21 protein-coding genes are annotated in these 25,898 nt (G+C 72.1%); 15 read left to right on the top strand and 6 right to left on the bottom strand.

Annotated elements, in window-relative coordinates; genetic code table 11:
• The first annotated feature begins 121 nt into the window (after positions 1-121).
• From P8A20_RS12235 to nudC, 5 genes are all read left to right on the top strand, one after another.
• Positions 122-532 carry an MGMT family protein gene (locus P8A20_RS12235; protein ID WP_306103508.1) on the top strand — a complete coding sequence of 137 codons (411 nt, stop codon included), beginning with the start codon at positions 122-124 and terminating at the stop codon, positions 530-532.
• 291 nt (positions 533-823) lie between these two features.
• Positions 824-4,294: an ATP-dependent helicase gene (locus P8A20_RS12230; RefSeq protein WP_306103507.1), complete on the top strand. Its 3,471-nt coding sequence runs from the start codon at positions 824-826 to the stop codon at positions 4,292-4,294.
• A gap of 60 nt (positions 4,295-4,354) precedes the next feature.
• The gene (locus P8A20_RS12225; RefSeq protein ID WP_306103506.1) at positions 4,355-7,855 is read left to right on the top strand and encodes an ATP-dependent helicase; all 3,501 of its coding nucleotides are present in this window, start codon (positions 4,355-4,357) and stop codon (positions 7,853-7,855) included.
• A 10-nt stretch (positions 7,856-7,865) separates the two neighbouring features.
• Positions 7,866-9,260, top strand: coding sequence for a dipeptidase (locus P8A20_RS12220; RefSeq protein ID WP_306103505.1), 1,395 nt, complete (start codon positions 7,866-7,868; stop codon positions 9,258-9,260).
• Positions 9,261-9,304: 44 nt separating this feature from the next.
• Positions 9,305-10,252, top strand: a complete 948-nt coding sequence (gene nudC / locus P8A20_RS12215) for an NAD(+) diphosphatase (protein ID WP_147959395.1) — start codon at positions 9,305-9,307, stop codon at positions 10,250-10,252.
• 122 nt (positions 10,253-10,374) lie between these two features.
• Here nudC and P8A20_RS12210 read toward each other — a convergent pair whose 3' ends face one another.
• Positions 10,375-11,187: a phosphotransferase enzyme family protein gene (locus P8A20_RS12210; protein ID WP_147959396.1), complete on the bottom strand. Its 813-nt coding sequence runs from the start codon at positions 11,185-11,187 to the stop codon at positions 10,375-10,377.
• A gap of 99 nt (positions 11,188-11,286) precedes the next feature.
• A complete protein-coding gene (locus P8A20_RS12205) occupies positions 11,287-11,529 on the bottom strand; it encodes a mycoredoxin (RefSeq protein ID WP_014154194.1) in 243 nt (80 codons plus the stop codon).
• A gap of 248 nt (positions 11,530-11,777) precedes the next feature.
• Here P8A20_RS12205 and P8A20_RS12200 point away from each other — a divergent pair, with 248 nt between their 5' ends.
• The 5 genes from P8A20_RS12200 (at position 11,778) to P8A20_RS12180 (ending at position 15,738) form a co-directional block, all read left to right on the top strand.
• Positions 11,778-14,000, top strand: coding sequence for an ATP-dependent DNA helicase UvrD2 (locus P8A20_RS12200; RefSeq protein ID WP_147959397.1), 2,223 nt, complete (start codon positions 11,778-11,780; stop codon positions 13,998-14,000).
• Positions 14,001-14,167: 167 nt separating this feature from the next.
• Positions 14,168-14,497: a hypothetical protein gene (locus P8A20_RS12195; protein ID WP_147959398.1), complete on the top strand. Its 330-nt coding sequence runs from the start codon at positions 14,168-14,170 to the stop codon at positions 14,495-14,497.
• Between the two features lie 171 nt (positions 14,498-14,668).
• Positions 14,669-15,037 (top strand): WhiB family transcriptional regulator, encoded by a 369-nt coding sequence (locus tag P8A20_RS12190; protein WP_033298139.1) that lies wholly within the window; start codon positions 14,669-14,671, stop codon positions 15,035-15,037.
• Between the two features lie 17 nt (positions 15,038-15,054).
• Positions 15,055-15,393 (top strand): putative WhiB-interacting protein, encoded by a 339-nt coding sequence (locus P8A20_RS12185; RefSeq protein ID WP_147959399.1) that lies wholly within the window; start codon positions 15,055-15,057, stop codon positions 15,391-15,393.
• 141 nt (positions 15,394-15,534) lie between these two features.
• Entirely contained in the window at positions 15,535-15,738 is a 204-nt protein-coding gene (locus P8A20_RS12180) for a hypothetical protein (protein WP_147959400.1), read from the top strand.
• A 24-nt stretch (positions 15,739-15,762) separates the two neighbouring features.
• Here the strand turns inward: P8A20_RS12180 and P8A20_RS12175 are convergent, their stop codons facing one another.
• Both P8A20_RS12175 and P8A20_RS12170 read right to left on the bottom strand, forming a co-directional pair.
• Positions 15,763-17,205, bottom strand: coding sequence for an ABC1 kinase family protein (locus P8A20_RS12175; protein ID WP_147959401.1), 1,443 nt, complete (start codon positions 17,203-17,205; stop codon positions 15,763-15,765).
• A 63-nt stretch (positions 17,206-17,268) separates the two neighbouring features.
• Entirely contained in the window at positions 17,269-18,417 is a 1,149-nt protein-coding gene (locus tag P8A20_RS12170) for a ThiF family adenylyltransferase (RefSeq protein WP_147959402.1), read from the bottom strand.
• A gap of 179 nt (positions 18,418-18,596) precedes the next feature.
• Here P8A20_RS12170 and P8A20_RS12165 point away from each other — a divergent pair, with 179 nt between their 5' ends.
• From P8A20_RS12165 to P8A20_RS12150, 4 genes are all read left to right on the top strand, one after another.
• Positions 18,597-19,223: a M48 metallopeptidase family protein gene (locus P8A20_RS12165; protein WP_306103504.1), complete on the top strand. Its 627-nt coding sequence runs from the start codon at positions 18,597-18,599 to the stop codon at positions 19,221-19,223.
• A 106-nt stretch (positions 19,224-19,329) separates the two neighbouring features.
• Positions 19,330-20,952: a TerD family protein gene (locus P8A20_RS12160; RefSeq protein ID WP_306103503.1), complete on the top strand. Its 1,623-nt coding sequence runs from the start codon at positions 19,330-19,332 to the stop codon at positions 20,950-20,952.
• 11 nt (positions 20,953-20,963) lie between these two features.
• Positions 20,964-21,644, top strand: coding sequence for an AIM24 family protein (locus tag P8A20_RS12155; protein WP_147959404.1), 681 nt, complete (start codon positions 20,964-20,966; stop codon positions 21,642-21,644).
• A gap of 18 nt (positions 21,645-21,662) precedes the next feature.
• Entirely contained in the window at positions 21,663-22,418 is a 756-nt protein-coding gene (locus P8A20_RS12150) for an AIM24 family protein (protein ID WP_306103502.1), read from the top strand.
• A gap of 61 nt (positions 22,419-22,479) precedes the next feature.
• On the opposite strand, the gene P8A20_RS12145 is transcribed toward P8A20_RS12150, so the two are convergent.
• Complete coding sequence (locus tag P8A20_RS12145) at positions 22,480-23,025, bottom strand: NUDIX hydrolase (protein WP_147959406.1); 546 nt, start codon at positions 23,023-23,025, stop codon at positions 22,480-22,482.
• Positions 23,022-24,530, bottom strand: a complete 1,509-nt coding sequence (locus tag P8A20_RS12140; protein ID WP_306103501.1) for a zinc-dependent metalloprotease — start codon at positions 24,528-24,530, stop codon at positions 23,022-23,024. The genes P8A20_RS12145 and P8A20_RS12140 overlap by 4 nt, the downstream gene beginning before the upstream one ends.
• Before the next feature lie 191 nt (positions 24,531-24,721).
• Between P8A20_RS12140 and P8A20_RS12135 the strand changes: the two genes are divergently transcribed.
• Positions 24,722-25,864: an SDR family oxidoreductase gene (locus P8A20_RS12135; protein ID WP_147959408.1), complete on the top strand. Its 1,143-nt coding sequence runs from the start codon at positions 24,722-24,724 to the stop codon at positions 25,862-25,864.
• Positions 25,865-25,898: the final 34 nt, after the last annotated feature.

Here is a 25,898-nt window from a genome sequence, read left to right as displayed (position 1 = left end):
CAGGGTGCATTGCGCGGGCGCGATGCGCAACATACGCTGCTTCGCCCCCGTGTGCACGGTGTGTGACCAGGACTACACCGGACAGGGCACGTTGTCGGTGGCGTACGGCAGGATGGGACGGATGAGCGAAGACCGGACGAGCGGCAGCCGGACCGGGGCCGGGCCGGCCGACCCCGTGATCGCCGAGCTGCCCGTCCACGCCGAGCGTGTCCTGGACGTGGCGGACCTGATCCCGCCCGGCAGAGTCATGACGTACGGCGACGTCGCGGAGTGGCTCGGCGACGGCGGACCGAGACAGGTCGGCCGGGTGATGGCCCTGTACGGCTCCGCGGCACCCTGGTGGCGTGTGGTGCGCGCCGACGGGACGCTGCTGCCCGGCCATGAACTGCGGGCGCTCGGCCACTACCGCGAGGAGGGCACTCCGCTGCGCCCGGCCCCGCGCGACGCGGACGGGCACGTTCCGCGTCTGGACATGAAGCGGGCCAGATGGGACGGCGTGACCGGTGGTCCGGGCGACGAAGCTCACACCTGACAGCTTCCGCCATCGAGTCCCGCCGGGACAGGCGCCGGGCCGGTGAGCAGGACACACCGGCGAACCGGAACCCGGATGTGACGCGGGACGCGGCCCACCGCCCGATGTCCGCCCCGCCGACGGCGTAGCGTCGTCCACACGCGGCACGCTCCGCTCCCTCATCCGTATGCGTCACGGCCGGGCCCTCCCGGACCCGGCACCCTTCTTCACCAGCAGACTCCACACCGGGCCGCCTCCCCACGGCCGGCCACCGCGCAGACCCGAGAAGACCCTTCAGGACCGGCGATCCACGTGAGTTCCTCCTTCACCACCCGGAACAGCCCGCACCGTCAGGCACGGCGGCGGGCCCCGGGCGCGTACCGGCTGGTGCGCACGCCGCCGGGTTCCGTGGACCCCCCTCTCCTGGACGCACCGCAGCGCGCCGTGGTTGACCACCGGGACGGACCGCTCCTGGTCCTCGCCGGACCGGGCACCGGCAAGACCACGACGCTGGTGGAGGCGGTCGCGCGGCGCGTGGCCCGGGGGGCCGATCCCGCCCGCATCCTCGTCCTCACCTTCAGCCGCAAGGCGGCCGTCGAACTCCGCGACAGGATGGCGGCCCGGCTCGGCGGCACCAGGGGCCCGCAGGCCACCACCTTCCACTCCTACTGCTACGCCCTGGTCCGCGCCCACCAGGACGCCGACCTCTTCGCCGATCCGCTGCGCCTGCTCTCCGGACCCGAGCAGGACGTCACCGTGCGTGAGCTTCTGGCAGGCCAGCTCGGCCTGGAGCGGACCGGGTCGGCCCATGTCCGCTGGCCCGACGAGCTGCGGGCCTGTCTGACGACCCGTGGCTTCGCCGACGAGGTGCGCGCGGTGCTGGCCCGCAGCCGTGAGCTGGGCCTCGGCCCCGACGCGCTGGCCGCCTTCGCCCGCCGTACGGGCCGCCCGGACTGGAGCGCCGCGGCCCAGTTCCTCGCCGAGTACCTCGACGTGCTCGACGCCCAGGGCGTCCTCGACTACGCGGAACTGGTCCACCGGGCGGTCCTGCTCGCCGAGCGCCCCGAGGTGGCGGCGCAGCTGGCCGGGAGCTACGACGCCGTGTTCGTCGACGAGTACCAGGACACCGACCCCGCACAGGTACGCCTGCTGCACGCGCTGGCCGGGAACCGGGGGAACGCCGCTCCGGGGACCGGCGGCGGCCGTACGCTGATCGCCTTCGGCGACCCCGACCAGTCGATCTACGCCTTCCGGGGCGCCGATGTGAACGGCATCCTCGACTTCCCCGACACCTTTCGCCGGGCCGACGGCGCGCCCGCCCCCGTCGGGGTCCTCACCACCTCGCGCCGTTCCGGAGCACACCTCCTGGCGGCCACCCGGCTGCTCACCCGCCGGATGCCCCTCACCCGCCTGCCCTCGGACAAGGTCCGTGCCCACCGTGAGCTGTCCGCCGTGCGGGAAGGGGGGCGCGTGGAGGCGTACACCTATCCGACACCCTCCACCGAGCTGGAGAACATCGCCGATCTGCTCCGGCGCGCGCACCTGGAGGAGGGCGTGCCCTGGAGGGACATGGCGGTACTCGTACGCGCCGGCGGCCGTTCGATCCCCGCCGTGCGCCGAGCGCTCACCTCCGCCGGAGTCCCTCTGGAGATCGACGGCGACGACCTGCCCCTGCGCCACGAGCCGGCCGTCGCCCCGCTCCTGACCGCCCTGCGCACCGTCGCCACGGCGGCGCTCCACCCCGGTGCACCGGAGGACCCGGAAGCCCCGGAGAACCCGGAGAACTCGGAGGACCCGGAGAACCCGGAGGACCCGGAGGACCCGGAGGACGGGGACGGCGGCGGGAGCGACGGCGCCGCACCGAGCGGCCTCGGCACGGGGACGTCCGGGAGCGAGTACGAGGCACCCGGCGGGCTCGACACCGAGACCGCCCTCACCCTGCTGGCCTCGCCCCTCGGCTCGATGGACGCCGCCGACCTGCGCCGGCTGGGACGGGCCCTGCGCGACGAGGAGCGGGCCGCCGGGAACCGCGTACCACCGCCGTCCGGACACCTGCTGGCACGGGCGCTCGCCGAGCCCGAACGCCTGGTCACCCACGACCCGGCGTACGCCCGCGGAGCCCAGCGGCTCGGGGCGCTCTTGCGCAAGGCCCGTGAACTCCTCGAAGGAGGCGGTACCGCGGAAGAGGCCCTGTGGACCCTCTGGAACGGCACGCCCTGGCCCGGCCGGCTGGAGCGGGCCGCGCTGCGCGGCGGCGCGGGCGGCCGGAACGCCGACCGGGACCTCGACGCCGTGTGCGCCCTCTTCGACACCGCTGCCCGGGCCGAGGAACGCACCGGGGGGCGGGGCGCGCTCAACTTCCTGGAAGAGGTCGACGCCCAGGACATCGCCGCCGACACCCTCTCCCGGCGCGCCGTACGCCCCGACGCCGTGCGCCTCATGACCGCGCACCGCTCCAAGGGCCTCGAATGGCACCTGGTGGTCGTCGCCGGCGTGCAGGAGGGTCTCTGGCCCGACCTGCGCCGCCGAGGTTCCCTCCTGGAGGCGGACCGTATCGGACGTGACGGCCTGGCCGAACCGCTCACCCCGGGGGCGCTCCTGGCCGAGGAGCGCCGTCTGTTCTACGTGGCCGCCACCCGTGCCCGCGAACGCCTGGTCGTCACCGCGGTCAAGGCGCCCGCCGACGACGGCGACCAGCCGTCCCGCTTCCTCGGTGAGCTCGGGACCGAGCCCCGGGACGTCACAGGACGGCCCCGCCGCCCCCTGGCGGTGGCCTCGCTCGTCGCCGAGCTCCGGGCGACGACCGTCGACCCCACCGCCTCCGAGGCCCTGCGCGGCGCGGCCGCCCTCCGGCTCGCCCGGCTCGCGGCGCTCGCCGACGACGAGGGCCAGCCGCTCGTGCCGGCGGCCCACCCGCACCGCTGGTGGGGGCTCGACGAACCGACCCGCTCCGAGATCCCGCTGCGCGACAGGGACCACCCCGTAGCCCTCTCGGGGAGCGCGCTCGACCAGCTCGCCAACACCTGCGCCCTGCAGTGGTTCCTGGGCCGTGAGGTCAAGGCGGACGCCCCGGCGACGGCCGCCCAGGGCTTCGGCAACGTGGTCCACGTGCTCGCCGACGAGGTGGCCTCCGGCCGCACCGCCGCCGACCTCGACGTCCTGATGGAACGCCTGGACTCCGTGTGGGACGGCCTCGTCTTCGACGCCCCCTGGAAGTCGCAGCAGGAGAAGGACCACGCACGCGACGCCCTGGAACGCTTCCTGCGCTGGCACGTCATGGACCGCGCGGGGCGCACCCCGACGGCCAGCGAGCACGACTTCGACGTCACCCTCGAAGCGGGCGAGTACGCCGTACGCATCCGTGGCTCCATGGACCGGGTCGAACAGGACGTCGAGGGGCGGGCGTACGTCGTCGACTTCAAGACCGGCAAGGGCGCGCCGACCAAGGACGAGGTGGCCGCACACCCCCAGCTCGCCGTGTACCAGCTCGCCGTCAGGGAAGGGGCCGTCGACGAGGTCTTCGACGGCCGCCGCCCGGACACCGGGGGCGCCGAACTCGTCCAGCTGCGGCAGCCCGCCCCGAAGAAGGAGGGCGGCGACGCCCTTCCCAAGGTGCAGGCCCAGGAGCCCCTCTCGGGCGCATGGGTCTCCGACCTGCTGGCCACGGCGGCGGGACGGGTCCTGGACGAACGGTTCACTCCGACGACCGGCCAGCACTGCACCCACTGCGCCTTCAAGGCGTCGTGCAGCGCACAGCCCGAAGGCCGTCAGATCATCGAATGATCTTTCCGGCGGAATCGGTGCGGGACGGTGTTGTCGGTGCGTCCGGTTAGCCTCTCTGGAGTGTCCTCCCGAATCACCGATCCCGAGCAGCTCAAGGAGCTCCTCGGGATCCCCTTCACCCCGGAGCAGACGGCCTGCATCACCGCGCCGCCCGCCCCGCAGGTGATCGTGGCCGGAGCGGGTTCCGGGAAGACCACGGTGATGGCGGCCCGGGTGGTGTGGCTGGTCGGCACCGGACAGGTCGCCCCCGAGCAGGTGCTCGGTCTGACCTTCACGAACAAGGCCGCCGGTGAGCTCGCCGAGCGCGTCCGCAAGGCCCTCGTCGCCGCCGGAGTCACCGACCCCGACGTCATCGACCCCGACGACCCGCCGGGCGAGCCCAGCATCTCCACCTACCACGCCTTCGCCGGCCGGCTCCTCACCGACCACGGCCTGCGGATCGGCCTCGAACCCACCACCCGTCTCCTGGCGGACGCCACCCGCTACCAGCTCGCGGCCCGGGTGCTGCGCGAGGCGCCGGGCCCCTACCCGGCACTGACCCGCTCCTTCCCCACCCTCGTCAGCGACCTGCTCGCCCTGGACGCCGAGCTCGCCGAGCACCTCGTACGCCCCGAGGAGCTCCTGGAGTACGACACGCAGCTCCTGCGGGACCTGGAGACGGCCAGGCTCACCAACGCCGAGCTGCGCAGGATCCCCGAGACGGCCGAGGCCCGCCGCGAGCTCCTCGGGCTGACCCGGCGCTACCGGACCGCCAAGCGCAGCCGGGACCTCCTCGACTTCGGCGACCAGATCGCCCTCTCCGCCGAGCTCGCCCTCACCCGGCCCGAGGTCGGCGCCGTCCTGCGCGACGAATTCCGGGTCGTCCTGCTCGACGAGTACCAGGACACCTCCGTGGCGCAGCGGCTCCTGCTGGCCGCGCTCTTCGGCGGCGGAGGCGGCGAGGGCACGGCAGGACACGCCGTCACAGCCGTCGGGGATCCCTGCCAGGCGATCTACGGATGGCGCGGCGCCTCCGTGGCCAACCTCGACGACTTCCCGCACCACTTCCCGCACGCCGACGGCACCCCGGCCACCCGCTACTCCCTCAGCGAGAACCGCCGCAGCGGAGGCCGCCTCCTGCACCTCGCGAACGGCCTCGCCGAGCCCCTGCGCGCCATGCACGAGGGAGTCGAGGCACTGCGCCCCGCGCCCGGGGCCGAGAGGGACGGCACGGTCCGGTGCGCCCTGCTGGCCACCCACGCCGAGGAGATCGACTGGCTCGGCGACTCGCTCGCCCACCTCGTACGGACCGGGACGGCACCCGGGGAGATCGCCGTCCTGTGCCGGACCGCCGGAGACTTCCCCCGCATCCAGGCCGCCCTGGTCGCCCGCGACATCCCGGTCGAGGTCGTCGGACTCTCCGGACTCCTGCACCTCCCCGAGGTCGCCGACCTCGTCGCCGTCTGCGAGGTGCTTCAGGACCCCGGGGCCAACGCCTCCCTGGTCCGGCTGCTGACCGGACCCCGCTGGCGCATCGGACCACGCGACCTCGCCCTGCTGGGGCGCCGCGCCCGTGTCCTCGTCCACCGCTCCGACCCGGGGGGCGACGACGATCCGGACCGGCGTCTGGCCGATGCCGTCGAGGGAACCGACCCGGCCGAGGTGATCTCACTCGCCGACGCCCTCGACACCTTCCTGGAGTCCGGTGGCTCGGAGGACGACCGGCTGCCGTTCTCCGCGGAGGCCCGCGTCCGCTTCGCCCGTCTGGCCACCGAACTCCGCGACCTGCGCCGTTCGCTGGCGGACCCCCTCATGGACGTACTGCACCGCGTCCTCGCGACCACCGGCCTGGAGGTGGAGCTCTCGGCGTCGCCGCACGCCCTGGCCGCGCGTCGCCGGGAGACCCTCGCCAACTTTTTGGACGTCGCGGCCGGCTTCGCGGCGGTGGACGGGGAGGCGACCCTGCTCGCCTTCCTCGGCTTCCTCCGCACCGCCGCCCAGTACGAGAAGGGCCTCGACAACGCCCTGCCCGGCGGCGAGAACACCGTGAAGGTCCTCACCGCGCACAAGTCCAAGGGCCTGGAGTGGGACGTCGTCGCCGTCCCCGGCCTCGTCGGCGGCCAGTTCCCCAGCACGCAGTCCCGGGACGCGTGGACCTCGCAGTCCCAGGTCCTCCCGCACGCCCTGCGCGGCGACGCGCCCACGCTGCCGTCCCTCGACGCCTTCGACACCAAGGGGCTCAAGGCGTTCAAGGAGGAGATGAAGGGGCATCAGCACACCGAGGAGCTCCGCCTCGGCTACGTCACCTTCACCCGCCCCCGCAGCCTGCTGCTCGGCTCGGGCCACTGGTGGGGCCCGTCCCAGAAGAAGCCCCGCGGCCCGTCGGCCTTCCTCGACGCGCTGTACGAGCACTGCGCGGCCGGACACGGCGAGATCGAGGTGTGGGCGGACGAACCCGGCGAGGACGAGGAGAACCCGGCGCTGCGGGACGAGGACACCGACCAGCCCTGGCCGCTCCCGCTCGACGACACCGCCATGGCCCGCCGCAGGGCCGCCAGGGACACGGTGCTGGCACACCTGGAGGCACTGTCGGCCGCACCCGTGCCGGACGCGTACGGGCTGACCACCCCCGGCGGAGGCCCCCGCCCCGCACAGGATCCGCTGTACGACGAAGAGCCGCCCTACGAGGACGGCGAGCCCCCCTACGAGGACGACGAACCGCCGTACGAGGACGTGGAACCGGGGTACGACGGCGCGCAGGCCCCGTACGACGACCCGTTCCCGGACGGTGAGGAGGACCTGGGCCGTGCAGGGCCGCCCGCTCCCCGGGATGCCCCCGCGCCGCACGTCCCGGCCGCCCGCACCCCGGCCGACGCGGGCCTCACCCCCGAGGAGTCGCGCACCCTCGCCTCCTGGGACCGCGACCTCGACGCCCTCGCCGGTGAGCTGCGCCGTGCCCGCGCCGCCGTGCGCGACGTCGTCGTGCCCGCCACACTCTCCGCCACCCAACTCCTGCACCTCGCCGACGATCCCGAGGGCTTCGCGCGGGAGCTCGCCCGCCCCATGCCGCGCCCCCCGCAGCCCGCCGCGCGCCGTGGCACCCGATTCCACGCCTGGGTCGAGTCCCGGTTCGAGGAACTGCCGCTGCCCATGCTGGGACCGGACGAACTCCCCGGCGGCGACGAGAACGACGCGGAGATCGCCGACGAACGGGACCTCGCCGACCTCAAGGAGGCCTTCGAGCGCACCGCGTACGCCCGGCGCACCCCCTACCGCGTCGAGACACCGTTCCAGATCACGCTCGGCGGCAGGGTGATCCGCGGCCGGATCGACGCCGTGTACCGCACGGGTGACACGTACGAGATCGTCGACTGGAAGACCTCCCGGCACCGCACGGCCGACCCCCTCCAGCTCGCCGTCTACCGGCTGGCCTGGGCGGAACTGCACGGGCTGCCGCTGGAGGCGGTCACCGCGACCTTCCTCTACGTGCGCACCGGGGAGACGTCCCGCCCCACCGGGCTGCCGGGCCGGGAGGAGCTCGAGAAGCTCCTGCTGGACGAGCCACCTCCGCAGGGCCGATAGGCTCATGAGCATGAGCGACACCCCGGACAGCGCCGTCCGTACGTACACCGAGCAGCACCGCGCGGCCTTTCTCGACGACCTCGCCGAGTGGCTGCGCATCCCGTCCGTGTCCGCTCAGCCGGAACACGACGGGGACGTACGGCGCAGCGCCCGGTGGCTGTCCGGCAAGCTCGCGGAGACCGGCTTCCCGGTCACCGAGATCTGGGAGACGCCCGGCGCCCCCGCGGTCTTCGCCGAGTGGCCGTCCCAGGACCCGGACGCACCCGTCGTCCTCGTCTACGGCCACCACGACGTGCAGCCCGCGGCCCGTGAGGACGGCTGGAGCACCGACCCGTTCGACCCGGTGATCCGCGACGGCAGGATGTACGGACGCGGCGCCGCCGACGACAAGGGCCAGGTGTTCTTCCACACACTCGGCGTCCGCGCCCACCTCGCCGCGACCGGCCGCACGACCCCCGCCGTCCACCTCAAGCTCCTCGTCGAGGGCGAGGAGGAGTCCGGATCGCCGCATTTCCGCGCGCTGGCCGAGGAGCGTGCCGGCCGCCTCGCCGCCGACGTCGTGATCGTCTCCGACACCGGCATGTGGGACGAGAACACCCCCACCGTCTGCACCGGCATGCGGGGCCTCGCGGAATGCGAGATCGAGCTGTCCGGTCCCGGCCAGGACATCCACTCCGGGTCCTTCGGCGGCGCCGTCCCCAACCCCGCGACCGAGCTGGCCCGCCTGGTCGCGGCTCTCCACGACACGGAGGGCAGGGTCGCGGTCCCCGGCTTCTACGACGGGGTCGCCGAACTCACCGGGACCGAGCGCGCACTCTTCGCCGAACTGCCCTTCGACGAGGAGACCTGGCTGCGCACGGCCGCCTCGCGGGCCACAGCGGGCGAGGCGGGGTACTCCACCCTCGAACGCGTCTGGGCCCGCCCCACCGCCGAGGTCAACGGCATCGGCGGCGGCTACCAGGGGGCCGGCAGCAAGACCGTCATCCCCTCGTCGGCCCTCGTGAAGCTGAGCTTCCGGCTGGTCGCCGGCCAGGACCCGGACCGGATCCAGGAAGCGGTCCGCGCCTGGGCGGAGGACCGCATACCGGCCGGAATCCGCCACCGGATCACCTTCGCCCCCGCCACACGCCCCTGTCTGACGCCCCTGGACCACCCCGCCCTCCAGGCGGTGGCCCGTGCCATGGGCCGGGCCTTCGGCACGAAGATCCTCTTCACCCGCGAGGGAGGCTCGGGCCCCGCCGCCGACCTCCAGGACGTGCTCGGCGCACCCGTCCTCTTCCTCGGTATCTCCGTACCGTCCGACGGCTGGCACGGCCCCGACGAGAAGGTCGAACTCGACCTCCTCCTCAAGGGCGTGGAGACCGCCGCCCATCTGTGGAGCGAACTGGCCGACGCACTCCGCTGAATCTCTGAACGCCCGATCCACCCCCGGGGGAGTAGGAAGCACCTGTGAGCACCTTCGACAACGCCAGCCCAGACCGCCCGATCGGTCTCACCGCGCCGAGCGGCATCGACCGCGCGGCGCACCACCGGCTCGACGAGGCCTGGCTCGCCGCGGCCTGGAGCCACCCGACGACCAGAGTCTTCGTCGTCTCCGGGGGACAGGCGCTCATCGACGACACCCCCGAAGGCGGCACCGAGCTCGTCATGACCCCGGCCTTCGAGGCACCGGTCACCGAGACCCACCGCTACTTCCTCGGCACCGACGAGGACGGCGTACGCTACTTCGCGCTCCAGAAGGACTCCCTCCCGGGCCGCATGGACCAGTCCGCCCGGCCGGCCGGGCTGCGCGAGGCCGGGATGCTCCTCGGCCCGCGCGACGCCGGCCTGATGGTGCACGCGGTGGCCCTCGAGAACTGGCAGCGGCTGCACCGCTTCTGCTCACGCTGCGGCGAGCGCACCGTGATCGCGGCCGCCGGGCACATCCGCCGCTGCCAGGCGTGCGGTGCGGAGCACTACCCGCGCACCGACCCCGCCGTGATCATGCTGGTCACGGACGACCAGGACCGTGCCCTGCTGGGACGCCAGGTGCACTGGCCCGAGGGCCGGTTCTCGACCCTCGCCGGTTTCGTGGAGCCGGGGGAGTCGATCGAGCAGTCCGTCGCCCGCGAGGTGTTCGAGGAGGCGGGGGTCACCATCGGCGAGGTCGAGTACATCGCCAGCCAGCCCTGGCCGTTCCCCTCCAGCCTGATGCTCGGCTTCATGGCCCGCGCCGTGACCTCGGAGATCACCGTGGACGGCGAGGAGATCGAGGAGGCCCGCTGGTTCTCCCGCGAGGACCTGACCGCGGCCTTCGACTCCGGCGAGGTGCTGCCGCCCTTCGGCGTCTCGATCGCGGCCCGCCTGATCGAGCTCTGGTACGGCAAGCCGCTCCCGAGGCCGGGCGGAGCGGGCTGACGGCGCGGGCTGACGGCGAGGGCAGCACCTTCCCTCCGTCCTGGTCACACAGGCATGGGGCCCTCTCGGCGGGGTCCGCGGTCGTGCCCCGGACTCGTCCAGGCCGGTGAGAGGCGGGCGCGTCAGTCCGACAGGGCGTCCGCGAACATCCCGCGGTGCGCTGCCAGCCAGGCCTGCACACGGTCCCAGCGCCGCCATCCGCCACGGTCGGCCAGCGCCTCGCGGTAGACGGGATCGCCGTCGGCCACGCGTCGGGCGACGAAGGCACGGCAGATCTCCGTGGCCTGTTCGATCACGCCGGGCAGTTCGGCCCGCTCGGCAGGCGCCAGGCCGTAGCCGTCGGCCAGGACCCGCAGCCGCGCGGGCACGTCCGGTGCGTCCGGGTACAGCGCCGCCGCAGACAGGGTATCGAGCATGGGCACCCAGTAGCGGGCGGCCATGGCGACGTCACAGAGGGGCCGGCCGGGTGCCGCCAGGTCGAAGTCGATCAGGGCGGCGGCGCGGCCGTCGCGGAAGACGACGTTCTCCGGGCACACGTCGTTGTGGCACACCACCGGTCCCCCTTCCGGATCGGCGAGGTCCCGGGGCCACTCGACGTCCGGTGCGGCAGCGACGGACGCACCGGCCTCGTGCAGGCGTCGCAGCAGGGCCCCCACCGATTCGAGGGCGGCCGTCGTCATCACCCACGGCGGGAACGGCGGCAGGGCCACGTCACCGGGGACGAAGGTCAGCTGCTCCCGGCCGTCGGCGGTCGGTCCCACGGGGATCGGAGCGGCGTCGAAGCCGTGCTCCCTCAGCGCGAGGAGGTGGGCATGGAGAGCGGGTGCGTGGCGCGGTGCCGGGCGATCCACCAGGGCGCCCCGGCGGAAGACGTCCCCCGCGTTCGCCATGCCTCCCGCCAGCGCCTCGCCGTCCGCCCCGTCCCCGGTCGTCATGCCGGTCACGCTACCGCCGGGGCGCTGTCGTACGGGCATGTCATGAGAAGACCCCCGGACCGGCGCCGGGCCGGTCGGGGGTCGTGCGCCTCGTGCGGGTCAGGCGCCGATCTTCTGCTTGACCTGGGCCAGCGAGGGGTTCGTCAGCGTCGAACCGTCGGGGAAGAGCACGGTCGGTACCGTCTGGTTCCCGCCATTCGCCTTCTCCACGAAAGCCGCCGAATCCGGGTCGTGCTCGATGTTGACCTCGGTGTACGCGATGCCCTCGCGATCCATCTGCCCCTTGAGCCGGCGGCAGTAGCCGCACCACGTGGTGCTGTACATCGTCACAGTGCCCGGCATGTCGTCGGTGCTCCCTTGTCTCGTGTGTCCCGCTGGGAAGGTCCCGTTGAAAGCGCGTGACAGGCGCGCCCGCGCCCGTCCCGCATGAAGGGAACGTCCGGGACCCGAACGCCATTCCCGGCCCCGGACCGAGGTCCGTTCCCGGACCCTTCCTGTATCCGCACGGCACCCACGCAGCCGGTACGACAATCGACGCCCCCTGTGGACAACCGCCGCGGCCGTCCCTTGCGACCTGGCAGCATGGCAGGGTGACAGCAGCAACGCATTCCACCCTCTTCCCACAGGTCCCCGACTCCGCGGACGCCGTGCTGGACGGGCTCGACCCGGAGCAGCGCGAGGTCGCGCTGGCCCTCGGAGGACCCGTGTGCGTGCTGGCCGGAGCAGGTACGGGCAAGACGCGGGCGATCACGCACCGCATCGCCTACGGGGTGCGTGCCGGGATCCTCCAGCCGACCACCGTGCTCGCCGTCACCTTCACCAACCGGGCGGCGGGCGAGATGCGGGGCCGGCTTCGCCAGCTCGGCGCGACGGGTGTGCAGGCCCGGACCTTCCACTCCGCGGCCCTGCGCCAGCTGCAGTACTTCTGGCCGAAAGCAGTCGGTGGTGAGCTTCCGCGTCTCGTGGAGCGCAAGGTGCAGCTGGTCGCCGAGGCCGCCGCACGCTGCGGGATCCGGCTCGACCGCAACGAGCTGCGGGACGCCACCAGCGAGATCGAGTGGGCCAAGGTCACCCAGACGGTGCCCGCGGACTACCCGGCAGCGGTCGCGAAGACCCAGCGGGACGCGCCGCGCGACCCGGCCGAGCTCTCGCAGATCTACGCGATGTACGAGCAGCTGAAGCGCGACCGCTCGGTGATCGACTTCGAGGACGTGCTGCTGCTCACGGTCGGCATCCTCCAGGACCGGCACGACATCGCCGATCATGTGCGCCGGCAGTACCAGCACTTCGTCGTCGACGAGTACCAGGACGTCAGTCCCCTCCAGCAGCGGCTCCTGGACCTCTGGCTCGGTGACCGGGACGACCTCTGCGTCGTCGGCGACGCGGGCCAGACGATCTACTCCTTCACCGGTGCCACCCCCGACCACCTGCTGAACTTCCGCACCCGTCATCCGGACGCCACGGTGGTCAAGCTGGTGCGGGACTACCGCTCCACCCCTCAGGTCGTCCACCTGGCCAACGGTCTGCTGAGCCAGGCCCGGGGCAAGGCGGCCGAACACCGGCTGGAGCTGGTCTCGCAGCGTGACAAGGGCCCCGAACCCGTCTACGCGGAGTACACGGACGAGCCCGCTGAGGCCGAGGGCACCGCACGACGGATCCGTGACCTGATCGCCGCCGGGGTGCCGGCGGGGGAGATCGCCGTGCTGTACAGGGTCAACTCCCAGTCCGAGGTCTACGAGCAGGCCCTCGCGGACGCGGGTGTGCCCTACCAGCTGCGCGGTGCCGAGCGCTTCTTCGACCGTCCCGAGGTGCGGGAGGCGGGTGTCGCCCTGCGCGGCGCAGCGCGCGCGGGAGGCAACGACTCGCTGCTCGACGGGGCGGACGACCTGCCGTCCGAGGTGCGGGCGGTGCTCTCCACCAAGGGCTGGACCTCCAAGCCGCCCACCGGCTCCGGGGCGGTGCGTGACCGCTGGGAGTCCCTCGCCGCGCTGGTGCGGCTGGCGGAGGACTTCGAACAGGCCAGGCCGGGCGCGACGCTCTCGGATCTCGTGGCCGAGCTCGACGAGCGGGCCGCCGCCCAGCACGCCCCCACGGTGCAGGGCGTCACGCTGGCTTCGCTGCACTCCGCAAAGGGCCTGGAGTGGGACGCCGCGTTCGTCGTCGGGCTCACCGAGGGCATGATGCCGATCGCCTACGCCAAAACGGACGAACAGGTCGAGGAGGAACGCCGGCTGCTGTACGTCGGCGTCACCCGGGCCCGCTTCCACCTGTCGCTGTCCTGGGCCCTGTCCCGTTCGCCGGGCGGCCGCGGGAACCGCAGGGCTACCCGCTTCCTCAACGGGCTGCGGCCCGGCTCGGCCGCGGTCGGCGCCCGGGGCGGAGCCGGAGGGAGCGGTGGCATCGACCGCGGCTCACGTACGGGTACGGCAGGTGCCGGTGCCGAGACGCCCGCCCGGCCCGCCAGGAGGGGCCCGGTGCGATGCAGGGTGTGCGGCAGGACGCTCACCGAAGCCGGTGAGATGAAACTGATGCGCTGCGAGGACTGTCCCTCGGACATGGACGAGGGGCTCTACGAGCGGCTGCGTGAGTGGCGCGCGGACCGGGCGAAGGAGATCAGTCAGCCCGCCTACTGCGTCTTCACCGACAAGACGCTGATGGCCATCGCGGAGGCGGCACCGGACAGCGAGCGTGAGCTCGTCGTCATCGCCGGTGTCGGGAACCGGAAGCTGACCAGGTTCGGGGCCGATGTCCTCGCCATCTGCGCAGGTCGGACAGCGCGGCATGAGCAGGCGGAGGGCGACGGCGAGGTGTGAGAAAAACTCGTCGAAAAAATAGTTTGCGCCCGCAGCAGCAAGCACCATAGGTTCTTAACCACGGGAACAGCGACTTCTCTGAAGCCCTGACTCCGTGCTGTACTTATCCGAATACCGCAGGACCGGTCCCGGCCGGTCCCTTGAGACGCCGAGAGGAGGCGATTGTCGTGATCAGCATCATCAACACCATCAAAATGACCGATCCGTCGGTCGTCTCCACCTGCTCGCTCGGCCTCACCCGCTCTTCAGAGCTCTCCCTCGGTGGCACCCGTGTGTCCGGCGTTCCCGCCGTCCGCCAGCTGCCCCTGGCGAGCCTGCCCGTGCGGGAGCGCAATGAGCGACCGACCGAGGCACTGGAAGCAGCAGTAGCGAAGGGACAGGCCTCGGCCTATGCCTTTGCGGCAGCCGCAGCCGGTGCCGGAGCCAAGAAGCAGACGACGCAGCACCACACGATGTGGGCCTTCCGTGGGCCTGAACCCTGGAGTGATCCAGCCTGATTGAGAATCAGGCCGGCGCCTTCAGGGCCGCGGAACCCCACTCGGGATCCGCGGCCCTTTTGTTTTGTCCGAACGGATGAGACGAGACGAAGGAGCCTCGGGACAGCAGGACCTGGTACCAGCCGCCAACCGGCCAACAGGCCGGCACGACCAGACGAGGACAACGCCACCGTGCAACTCGAGACGCACGCCCCGTCCGTACCGCCTTCCGACACGATCTCCCCGCCCGGCCTCACGGAGGACTCCACCTTGATCCCCCTCACCGCGCTCACCGCGCTCGACGACGCCATCGAGAACCTCGGCGTACCCGTTCCCTGTCGTTCCTACGACCCGGAGGTGTTCTTCGCCGAGTCCCCCGCGGACGTCGAGTACGCGAAGTCCCTCTGCCGGACCTGCCCTCTGGTCGAGGCCTGCCTCGCGGGGGCCAAGGAGCGGCGCGAGCCGTGGGGCGTCTGGGGTGGCGAGCTCTTCGTGCAGGGCGTCGTCGTCGCCCGGAAGCGTCCGCGTGGCCGTCCCCGCAAGAACCCGGTCGCGGCGTGACCCCCGGCCTGGGGGTCATGTCCCCCACACGAACGAAGCGCATCGGAACCATCGACCGTCCCCAGACCCATGACCCCCGGAATCAGGCACCAATGACCACCACCACGCGGGAGCCCGTCGGCTCCGCGACCCCGGACGTCACCATCATCGGCGCGAACGACTCGCGTCAGAACAGGACCCGCGAAATGCAACTCATCCCAGAAGCCCTGGCCCGTGCGCATATGCACGACCGCCTGAGGGAGGCCGAGGAGGGACGCCAGGCAACGCGCCTGGTAGCCGCCCGGCGGATGCAGCGCCGAGCTGAGCGCGCCTCGATGCGCGCCCGCCGCGCGCTCGCCATGGCCGTCATGCACTGACGGCTCCAGCAGTACGGCTGCCGGGCCACCGCTCGGCCCTTCAGGCAGCCACCCTCCCCAACCGCGGGGCCGGCCCGAACAGGCCGGCCCCGCAGTGCGTTGCGGCGCGCGCGACCCGGCCCGCGGCGTTATCGTCGCGAGGTGGACGAGGAGACTCATCACCCCGAGGAGCCGGTGGGCGGCCACGTGGCGTGTGCTCGTTGCGGCACCACCGCGGCGTCGGGCGCCCCGCCGGCGACCTGGCTCTGCTCCGTGGAGAACGGCGGGCACCGGTACCTCTGTGAGGACTGCGCCCGTAGGCACATCAGGGCGATCGAGAGTCGGCTCGACTCCGCCTGGTGGTGACCCCGGGCGAGGAGGCGAGACCTCCTACACCTCTACCGGCGTATCGTCCTGGGCGCTGTACCCCTCCGCCGTACGCTCCTCGGCGCCGGCCTCGTCCGGTTCGCGCTCCGGGAGGAACCCCGGCAGCCAGGACTCCAGTTCGTCCCGCAGCCGGACGGTCGCACCCAGCTGGCACAGCACCCCGATCGTGCTCAAGGTCACGCGGTGTATCAGCAGGTACGAGGGGGGCAGGTTCAGCTGCTTGCCCAACTGGTGTGCGGGGGAGCGCGGGTCGGCGATCCGGGCGGCCTGGCTGCGCAGCCAGGATCGGGTGAAGGTGAACTCGTCCGCCTGGGCCGGCTCGATGATGGGGAGCAGATAGGCGAGTACGGCGTCCGGTTCGAGCTCGATCGACTCCTTGACGAACCCCGCCTCGCGAAGCATCGCGTAGACGGCGTCGGCGTCCCCGTCCAGCGTCATCCGCAGGGCGTCGCCGATGGTCCCCGGCAAACCGCCCGGCAGCCGGTCCACCGTGCCGAAGTCCAGCACTCCCAGGCGCCACATGCCGTCGCCTCCGGCCTGCTCCTCCGTCCCGTCGGCCGGCAGCTCCGCAGGGGGCAGCAGCCGGAAATTGCCGGGGTGGGGGTCCGCGTGGAGCAGACCCGTGCGCGCCGGCCCGGAGAAGAGGAACCGCGCCAGCAACTGCCCCGCGCGGTCCCGCTGCTGCGCAGTGCCGTCGGCGATCACCTCCGACAGGGGGATCCCCTCGATCCACTCCGTGACCAGCACCTGATCCGACTGATGCACCACTCCCGGGATCACCACATCCGGATCGTCCTCGAACTCGGCCGCGTGCTCACGCTGGGCCATGGCCTCGAGCTCGTAGTCCAGTTCCTCGGAGACCCGGTCGCGGAGCTCCGTGATGAGCGGTTTGATGTCCATGCCGGGCACCAAGGGGCCGAGAAGCCGTGCGAAGCGGCTGAGCTGGGTGAGATCCGACAGCAACGCCTCGCCCGCGCCCGGGTACTGGACCTTCACGGCGACATCGCGTCCGTCGTGCCAGACGGCACGGTGGACCTGTCCGATCGAGGCCGCGGCGGAGGGCTGGTCCTCGAATTCGGTGAACAGCTCCCGCCAGTCCTCGCCGAACCGCTCCGCCAGTACCCCGTGAACGGTGCGGGTCGGCATGGGCGGTGCGGCCTCCTGCAGTTTCGTCAGCGCCGCACGGTAGGGGCCCGCGACATCTTCGGGCAACGCGGATTCGAAGACGGACAGCGCCTGCCCGAGCTTCATCGCACCGCCCTTCAACTCCCCGAGCACCTTGAAGAGCTGATCCGCCGTGCGCTGCTGGACCTCGCGGGCGACGATCTCGGCGGACTTGCCGCCGATCCGCTTGCCCAGGCCCCAGGTGGCACGCCCGGCGAAGCCGAGCGGCAGAGCTGCCAGCTTCGCGGTACGGGTGACCGCCTTCCGGGGAAGATCAGACATGTGCCCCTCCAGTTCCCAGATCGCCCTGCCACGTGACGTCCGGCCCCGCTCCGTCGGCGGCGGTCACCCGGCCATTGTGTCCTGCGTGGCGGCGGCCGCGGAGGTGAGCTCCACCTCAGTGTGCCCGGCGGCGCCGCAGGGGCAGTCGGGGTGCGGCGCCAGCCGCTCCGACCGCCAGTCCAGCAGAGGCATGGCGGCCTCCCAGCGTGTCCCCGTGCCGGCGGGGAGTTCTCCGTCGAGGAAGGACAGCGCGTGGGCTGCGGCGAGACCGGCCACCGCTGTGGCCAGCCCCAGGTCACAGGCCTGCACGCAGGTGCGCCGCCCGGACTTCCACTGGGCGAGCATCCGCGGCCACTGCGGGTCGGCCTCCGCACGGTTCAGGGCCAGGCAGCCCGCACAGCCGGTGCCTCCGGGCAGCACCAGCGGACCGACCACTCCCGTGGCCTCGATGACACCGGCGTAGAGATGCGGCGTCCCCGAAGCGATCCACGGTGCGGCGACCTCCGGATCTGGGGCGTAGACGGAGAGGCCGTCCCTGGGCGCCACCACGATCAGGGACAGGGCAGGCTCACCGCATGCCGGAGCCGTGCTCGCCCCGCCCGGACGCGGGGGCGGCCCGCCGACCGCCGATCTGCGCACCAGCTGCCGGGCCGCGGTGTCCCGGCGTTCCCCGACCGACGACGCGGGGAGTCCGCCCGGCGCCACGTCCCAGGGTTCCGTGCGGCCCCCGTCGAGGACCTCCACATGGCCCACGCCCGACCCGGACAGCACCGCGGCGATGGCCGCGCCCACCCTGCCCGCACCGCGCACCTGGACCCGCATCGCGCGCCGGGCCGCGAGTCTGCGCAGCCCGCTGCCGGGCGCCGGATGGATGACGGAGAGGGCCGCCGCGTCGGGACGCTGCCGCTCGACGGCCTCGGCGCGAAGCCGTAAGGCGTCGGCCTCCGGGCCGCCGGCGTCCGGATCGTCCAGCAGGCCGGCTTCCGTGAGGCGTGACACCAGAATGTCCACGTGTCGGTCCGACAGGTCCAGGGCCCTGGCCTCCTCGCGCAGCAGAGGAAGTCCGCGTGTTCCGTCGAGCAGTTCCAGAAAGCTGCCGGTGGCGATATCCATCGGCCCCAGCGTTACCGCGTGCGCAGGCGTCACGCCGAATTGCACGGTGCTCCGTCCACGCCAGGCCCGGCGGAGTGCGGGCTTCAGCATGAGATGCATGACTTCTCCCAGGTCGGTGTCGGGATCTGTTGCCAGAATGCAACGTGACGGCGAAACGGGCCCAAAGTTATCCACAGGTTGCGGTATTAGTCGTTCAAATGGCGCGAGCAGAGAAGTGGATCAAGGTTGAACCGTCGAGGGGCGGTACTTCCCCCGCCGCCGGCGGGTAACGTCGTGCCGTGCCCGCCGACTCCCCTCCCGGCCTCGCCGGGGAGACCCCCGAGCGCGGCGCCGGACGCCAGCAGCGCCGCGCCGCAGCCACCCAGCCGCCCCGTGCGGCGGTGACGAGTGCGGTCGAGGTCCGCAGGAGCGCGCGACGCAGCAGAACGGTCTCCGCGTACCGCGAGGGCGATCGCACCATCGTGCTCATCCCGGCCCGGATGTCGGAGGCCGAGGAGCAGCGCTGGGTGGGCGTGATGCTCGACAAGCTCGCGGCGCAGGAGAGCAAGCGGGTCATCGGCGACAGCGATCTGTCCGACCGCGCCGAGCGGCTCTCCGGTCAGTACCTCGACGGCCGTGCGCGGCCCGCCTCCGTGCGCTGGGTGACCAACCAGAACACCCGCTGGGGCTCGTGCACCCCGGCGGAGGGCAGCATCCGGCTCTCGCACCGCCTGCAGGGCATGCCGGAGTACGTCGTCGACTACGTCCTCCTCCACGAGCTGGCCCACCTGCTGGTTCCGGGGCACGGACCGCGATTCTGGCGGCTCCTGGAGGCGTACCCCCGGACCGAGCGCGCGCGTGGGTATCTCGAAGGAGTCGTGGCGGCCGACCGGCTGCCCCGTCTGCCCGCCGCTCGCGAGGAGTGACCTCGCCGGTTGTGTACCGGGTCTGTACCGGCTTGGCCCGTTGTCGTGGTTTGCGGTTAGCCTGACGCGACGCATTCACCTTCGGGATGGGGGACGGTCGTTACGCATGGCCAGGGAATTCCAACGCGGCCACAAGGCCAAGGTCAGTGATCTCACGTCAGGGACGGATCTGTACGTAGGTGTGCAGATCGCAGGCCCCGGCCTGACGTTCGACATCAGCTGTTTCGGTCTCGACGCCGACGAGCAGCTCTCCGACGACCGGTATTTCATCTTCTTCAACCAGCCGAAATCGCCGGAGGAGTCCATTCAGCTCCTCGGCGCCCAGGCCGGTGACACCGAATCGTTCCGCGTCACCCTCGACCGCATTCCGGCGAACATCCACAAGCTGTCCTTCACCGCGACTCTCGACGGTGCCGGGCAGATGTCGCAGGCGGGCCCCGGATACATCCGGATCGTCGCGGGCGGCGAGGAAGTGGTGAAGTACGCCTTCACCGGTTCGGAGTTCACCACCGAGCGCGCGGTCATGCTCGGTGACTTCTATCTGAAGGACGTCTGGCGCTTCGCCGCGGTCGGTCAGGGTTTCGACGGCGGCCTCGACGCCCTGCTCAAGAACTTCGGCGGCGAGGTCGCAGAGGAAGCTCCGGCCGCACCGTCCCAGGACGCCCCTCCCGCCTTCGCGCCGCCTTCCCAGGCCTCCGCCCCTCCTGCCTTCGGTGCTCCGGCGGCGCCCCAGGCGCCCCAGCCCGCACCCGCCTTCGGCGCCCCCGCAACGCCCACTCCCGCACCGCAGCAGCAGCCGATGCACGCCGCGCCCACGATCGCGGCACCGATGGCGCCGGCACCTCAGGCGCCCGCTCCGTACGGGCAGCCGCCCCAGCAGCCGCAGTTCGGGCAAATCCCGGGCCAGGGCGCTCCCCCCGCAGCCCCGCCGTACGGCCAGCAGCCTCCGGCGCCGTTCGGCCAGCAGCCTCCGGGCGCCCCGCCCTTCGGGCAGCAGCCCCCGGTTCCCTTCGGGCAGCAGCCCCCGGGCATGCCGCACGGCGTCCCCCAGGGTGTTCCCGCCGCCGGTGCGGGTCTGCAGGCCGCCCTGCAGCCCTACAAGGAGGCCGCCACCGGGCAGCGCTGGACCTCGCAGAACCAGCAGCTCATCCGCGTCGACCTCACGATGGGTGGCATGCCGGTGCTGGCCCGTCAGGGCAGCATGGTGATGTACCAGGGCAAGGTCGACTTCGGTTACAAGGGTGCCGGTTTCGCCGGCCGCATGGTCGGCAACGCGACCGGCCAGGAGATGCAGCTGATGCGCTGCACCGGCCGGGGCCAGGTCTTCCTCGCGGAGGAAGGCGCGCACCTGCACCCCATCGAACTGCAGGGTGACGGCATCTGCGTCTCCGCGGAGAACGTCCTCGCCTTCGACGAGTCCCTGCAGTACGAGGTCCGCAGGATCGAAGGGCACGGCATCCCCGGCGGCGCGCTGTTCACCATGCAGTTCCAGGGCACCGGCACCGTCGTCGTCAAGACCCACGGTGTGCCGGTGGTCCTGCCCGTCACGCCGACCACCTTCGCCGACTGCAACGCCGTGGTGGCGTGGTCGTCCGCCTCCCAGGTCATCATCTCCAGCCAGGTCCGGCTGCGCCGCAACGCGTACCCGGGACACAGCGGGGAGACCGTGAACCTCCAGTTCCGGGGAGCCCCCGGGAACTTCATCGTCGTCCAGCCCTACGAGGTCTGAGGGAGCCCGTCATGAACCAGCAACTCGCGGGCTTCGCCCCGACCCCCGTCACGGCCCGCATGGAGAACCACGGCCGCACGATGCTCAAGGTCGCCATGGCCGGCGGTCAGGACCTCTACGCGCGCACCGGCTCGATGGTGGCCTACGAGGGCTTCATCCAGTACGAACCCAACCCGCCGGCCGTCCGCCAGATCGCCTCCCAGTGGATCACCGGCGAGGGCACACCGCTGATGAAGTGCGCCGGCGACGGGCTGCTCTACCTCGCCGACTACGGCGCCGACGTGGTCGTCATCAACCTGGACAACGACTCCCTGTCCGTCAACGGCACCAATCTGCTCGCCTTCGACAGTCACCTCACCTGGGGTGTCGAACGGGTCAAGGGGCTGGCCAAGTTCGCCGGCCAGGGCCTGTGGAACGTCTGCGTCCAGGGCACGGGGTGGGTCGCCATCACCTCGCGCGGCACGCCCATCGTCGTCGACTGCGGCCGGGGCGAGGACGAGACGTACGTCGACCCCGACGCGCTCGTCGCCTGGTCCCCGAACCTCAAGGTGAAGGGCAAGCGGAGTTTCAAGGCGGGCTCGCTCATCGGGCGGGGCAGTGGAGAGGCGTACCAGATGGCCTTCTCGGGACAGGGCATCGTCGTCGTCCAGCCGAGCGAGGACAGTACGGACCGCCTGCGGGTCCGGAACTGAGCGGGGGAGGAACACATCATGCAGAGTCCGCTTTTCAGTCACACCGAACAGCAGTCGCAGGACCGCTACACCGTGCAGAACCCGCAGCTCCTGCGCGTCGCGCTGACCGGTCATGACGACGTCCTCGCGCGCAAGGGCGCCATGGTCGCCTACCAGGGGCTCATGGAGTTCGACGGGGAGTACCAGTCCCAGAGCCAGGCGCGCGCCCGCAGGACCACGGGCGAAGGCCTGGACCTCATGCGCTGCTCGGGCCAGGGCACGGTCTATCTGGCCAACCTCGCCCAGTACATCCACGTGGTCGACGTCGACCACGAGGGAATGACGGTCGACAGCGCGTACGTCCTCGCGCTGGACTCCTCGTTGCACACCGAGGTCATTGCAATGGACAGCCAGTACGGGATCTCCGGCACCGGCAAGTACCAGCTGAACATCTCGGGCAACGGCAAGGTCGCGCTGATGACCTCCGGCCAGCCCCTGATGATGCAGGTGACGCCCGACAAGTACGTCAACGCGGACGCCGACGCCATCGTCGCCTGGTCGAGCGGGCTGCGGGTGCAGATGCAGGCCCAGACCCACTCGTCGGGAGTCATGCGGCGCCGCGGCAACACGGGGGAGGGCTGGGAGCTGAGCTTCCTGGGCCAGGGCTTCGCCCTCGTCCAGCCCAGCGAGGTGCTGCCCCCGCAGAACGCCCAGATCGGCCAGGGCGCCGCGGCCCAGTTCGGTGTGGGCCAGCACGGCGCGCACGGCCAGAACCAGAACAACGCCTGGAACTGAGCCCGGTCGCCACCGCGGGCGTATGGGGCGGTCTCCGTGCTGGAGACCGCCCCGTCCGTGTCTAGAGGCTGTGCGCCAGCCGTGCCCGGGTGCTCTCCAGCAGCCGCACGACCGAGGCGTCCGCCACTCCCGCCACCTCGTCGTAGGGGAACCAGCGCAGATCGAGGGACTCGTCGCTGATCTGTTCCACGGCCCCGGCCGTGGCCGTGGCCGCGTACTGCACGTCGAGGTGCCAGTGACAGGGCGCCGGGATGGGATGCCGGTCCAGCCGCACCGGCCCGCCGGGCAGCAGGGAAAGCCCGGCGATCCCCGACTCCTCCGTTGCCTCGCGCAGAGCCGCAGCCGCCAGCGTGGTGTCCTGGGGCTCGCAGTGCCCGCCCATCTGCAGCCACATCCGCAGCTTCCTGTGCAGGGTGAGCAGCACCCTTCCGCGCTCCGGGTCGACCACCAGCGCGCTGGCCGTGAGGTGCCCGGCTCCGCACGCCTTCCACATGCCGTCGGGATGCCCGGCCAGATGGTCCAGATAGGCCAGGCGCAGCCCGGCCTGCTGCGCGTCGCCCCCGTCGTGGCCCTCCAGGACCGAAACCGCGTCGTCGTACAGGCTCACCGGCCGTCGTCGTCCTTGCCGTCGTTCTTCGGCTTGTCGTTCCCGGACTCGGGCCCGTTCCCGGACTCGGGCCCGTTCCCGGACTCGGGCCCGTCCCCGGATCCCTCCTCGTCCCGATCCTCGGCCGCGGGCTTCCGGGTGCCACTCCTGGCAGCCTCGCCGAGCATCTTGTCCAGCTCGGAGAAGTCCAGCTGCTCGTGGTGGACGAAGCCGTCCGGGTCGTCCAGGTCCTGGGCGGTCGGCAGCATGTCCGGGTGCTCCCACAGGCCGTCGCGGCCGTCGACGCCCCGGGCGTCCGTGAGCGAGGCCCACAGCCGCGAGGCGTCCCGCAGTCGGCGCGGCCGCAGCTGGAGGCCGATGAGCGTGGCGAAGGTCTGCTCCGCGGGACCGCCGGACGCCCGACGCCTGCGCATCGTCTCGCGCAGCGCGTCCGCCGAGGTCAGACGGGACTTCGCGGCCTCGTGCACCACCGCGTCGACCCACCCCTCGACGAGGGCAAGGGCGGTCTCCAGGCGGGCCAGCGAAGCCTTCTGCTCCGGGGTGTCCTCGGGCTGGAACATGCCCTGCTGAAGCGCGTCCTGCAGCTGCTCGGGCTGCGACGGGTCGAACTGGCCTACGACGTCCTCGAGCTTGCTGGTGTCGACCTTGATGCCGCGCGCATAGGCCTCCACCGCGCCGAAGAGATGCGAACGCAGCCACGGAACGTGTGCGAAGAGCCGCTGGTGGGCCGCCTCGCGCAGCGCCAGATACAGCCGCACCTCGTCCTGCGGCACGCTCAGGTCCTTGCCGAACCGCTCGACGTTCAGCGGGAGCAGCGCGGCCTTGCCGGCCGGCGCCAGGGGGAGGCCGATGTCGGTCGAACCCACGACCTCGCCGGCGAGCACGCCCACGGCCTGCCCGATCTGCTGGCCGAACATGGCGCCGCCCATGGACCGCATCATGCCGATCAGCGGGCCCGCCATGGCCTGCATCTCCTCCGGCAGGACATCGCCCATGGCCAGGCCGACACGCTCGGCGACCGGGTCCACCAGCTGCTGCCAGGCGGGCAGCGACGCCTCGACCCACTCGGCACGGCTCCACGCCACCGTCGTGACGGAGCCCGAGGGCATCGACGTCACGCCGTCCAGCCAGAGGTCGGCGAGACGCAGCGCCTCGTCGACGGAGGACCGCTCGGCGGGGCCGACACTCGCGTCCTTGCTGCCGTCCGTGGTGCCCTGCGACACCGTCTGGCGTGCGATCTGCTTGGCCATGTCCCAGTTCACCGGGCCGCCCTCGTAGCTCAGCATCTGGCCGAGCTGCTGGAAGGCCGCACCCAGGTCGTTCGGGTTCATCGAGCCGAACATCGCGGCGAACGGGTTGTCCCCGCCCGCGCCGGGCCCGAAGCCGAACGGGTTCGCCGGCCCGCCCGGGCCCTGCCCACCACCGGTGGGGTCCTTCTTCTTGCCCTCGTCGCCGTCTTCCGGCTCCTCCGGCGGAAGGCCGAATCCGAATGGGGTGTCACTCACGGGTTTCCTCGGCTCGTAGGGCCGCCGGCTCGAACCGACGGCGACTGCCCGACATCACCATCCAGCGTAGACACCAAAGCCCGCTCGGGGCCTCAGTGCTCCGCCGGCTCCCGGCCTGCGGCAGGATGGACGCCACCTGGTACGCACGCGTCATTCGGGTACGTACTGAAGACAACCGCTGGAGACGCCCGGTGAGTTCCCCAGATCCGCAGGTTCGCGCAGCGCGAAACCTGGCCGACCCCTCGCCCGAAAGCAAGCCCACGAAAAATTCTTCCCGAAGCCGCGGCCCCGTCGTCGCGGTCACCGGTGCCGCGACCGGCGTCGGTGAGCTGCTCACCGCCCACCTCGCCGCATCCGACGAGATCAAGCAGGTCATCGCCATAGACGAGCGCAGGGGCGACGTCTCCGAGGCGACGTGGCACATCCTGGACGTCCGGGACCCCGCCATCGCCGAGAAGCTGCGCGGCGCGGACGTCGTCGTGCACATGGCTCTCGACCTCGACCTGGAGACCGACCCCGCCGCCCGTACCGCGTACAACGTGCGCGGTACCCAGACCGTGCTGACGGCAGCGGCTGCCGTCGGGGTCCACCGGGTCGTGCTGTGCACCTCGGCGATGGTCTACGGCGCCCTGGCCGACAACGACATCCCGCTCGCCGAGGACGCGGAACTGCGGGCCACGGCCGAGGCCACCGGTGTCGGCGACCTGCTGGAGATCGAGCGGCTCGGACGCCGCGCGCCCCGCGCCCACCCCGGCCTCAACGTCACGGTCGTGCGTCCCACGGTCCTGGTCGGTGGCACGGACACGGCGCTCACCCGGTACTTCGAGTCGCCCAGGCTCCTCGTCGTCGCCGGCTCGCGTCCGGCCTGGCAGTTCTGCCACGTCGACGACCTGGTGAGCGCCCTGGAGTACGCGGCTCTCGAGAAGATCGAGGGAGAGTTCGCGGTCGGATGCGACGGCTGGCTCGAGCAGGAGGAGGTGGAGGAACTGTCCGGTGTACGCCGGATGGAACTGCCCTCCGCCGTCGCCCTCGGCGCCGCGGCCCGGCTGCACCGGATCGGTCTCACGCCGTCACCGGCGGGCGATCTCGCCTACACGATGCACCCCTGGGTGGTCAGCGTCAGCAGGCTCCACGACGCGGGATGGCGTCCCCGGTGGACCAACGAGGAGGTCCTGGCGGCCCTCCTGGAGGAGGTGGAGGGGCGCCACACGGTCGCCGGCCGGCGGCTCGGCCGGAAGGACGCCACCGCCGCGGGCGCCGCGGGGGCCACCGTCGCGCTGCTCGGGACGGCCGCGCTGGTCCGGCGCGCCCGCAAGGCGCGCCGTCGTTTCTAGGCCGAGGCCCGCCCGGCCCCCCTCCTGGTAGGAG

The sequence above is a fragment of the Streptomyces sp. Alt3 genome, assembly GCF_030719215.1.
Classification (GTDB): domain Bacteria; phylum Actinomycetota; class Actinomycetes; order Streptomycetales; family Streptomycetaceae; genus Streptomyces; species Streptomyces glycanivorans.
The sequence above is the reverse complement of the archived record's forward strand: the minus strand, read 5'-3'. Positions and strand labels throughout refer to the sequence as shown.

Excerpts from the sequence above, each read along its gene's own strand:
- P8A20_RS12235 (WP_306103508.1), top strand. The coding sequence starts at position 122 with ATGAGCGAAGACCGGACGAGCGGCAGCCGGACCGGGGCCGGGCCGGCC.
- P8A20_RS12220 (WP_306103505.1), top strand. The coding sequence starts at position 7,866 with ATGAGCGACACCCCGGACAGCGCCGTCCGTACGTACACCGAGCAGCAC.
- P8A20_RS12210 (WP_147959396.1), bottom strand. The coding sequence starts at position 11,187 with ATGACGACCGGGGACGGGGCGGACGGCGAGGCGCTGGCGGGAGGCATG.
- P8A20_RS12205 (WP_014154194.1), bottom strand. The coding sequence starts at position 11,529 with ATGCCGGGCACTGTGACGATGTACAGCACCACGTGGTGCGGCTACTGC.
- P8A20_RS12185 (WP_147959399.1), top strand. The coding sequence starts at position 15,055 with ATGTCCCCCACACGAACGAAGCGCATCGGAACCATCGACCGTCCCCAG.
- P8A20_RS12175 (WP_147959401.1), bottom strand. The coding sequence starts at position 17,205 with ATGTCTGATCTTCCCCGGAAGGCGGTCACCCGTACCGCGAAGCTGGCA.
- P8A20_RS12170 (WP_147959402.1), bottom strand. The coding sequence starts at position 18,417 with ATGCATCTCATGCTGAAGCCCGCACTCCGCCGGGCCTGGCGTGGACGG.
- P8A20_RS12160 (WP_306103503.1), top strand. The coding sequence starts at position 19,330 with ATGGCCAGGGAATTCCAACGCGGCCACAAGGCCAAGGTCAGTGATCTC.
- P8A20_RS12155 (WP_147959404.1), top strand. The coding sequence starts at position 20,964 with ATGAACCAGCAACTCGCGGGCTTCGCCCCGACCCCCGTCACGGCCCGC.
- P8A20_RS12150 (WP_306103502.1), top strand. The coding sequence starts at position 21,663 with ATGCAGAGTCCGCTTTTCAGTCACACCGAACAGCAGTCGCAGGACCGC.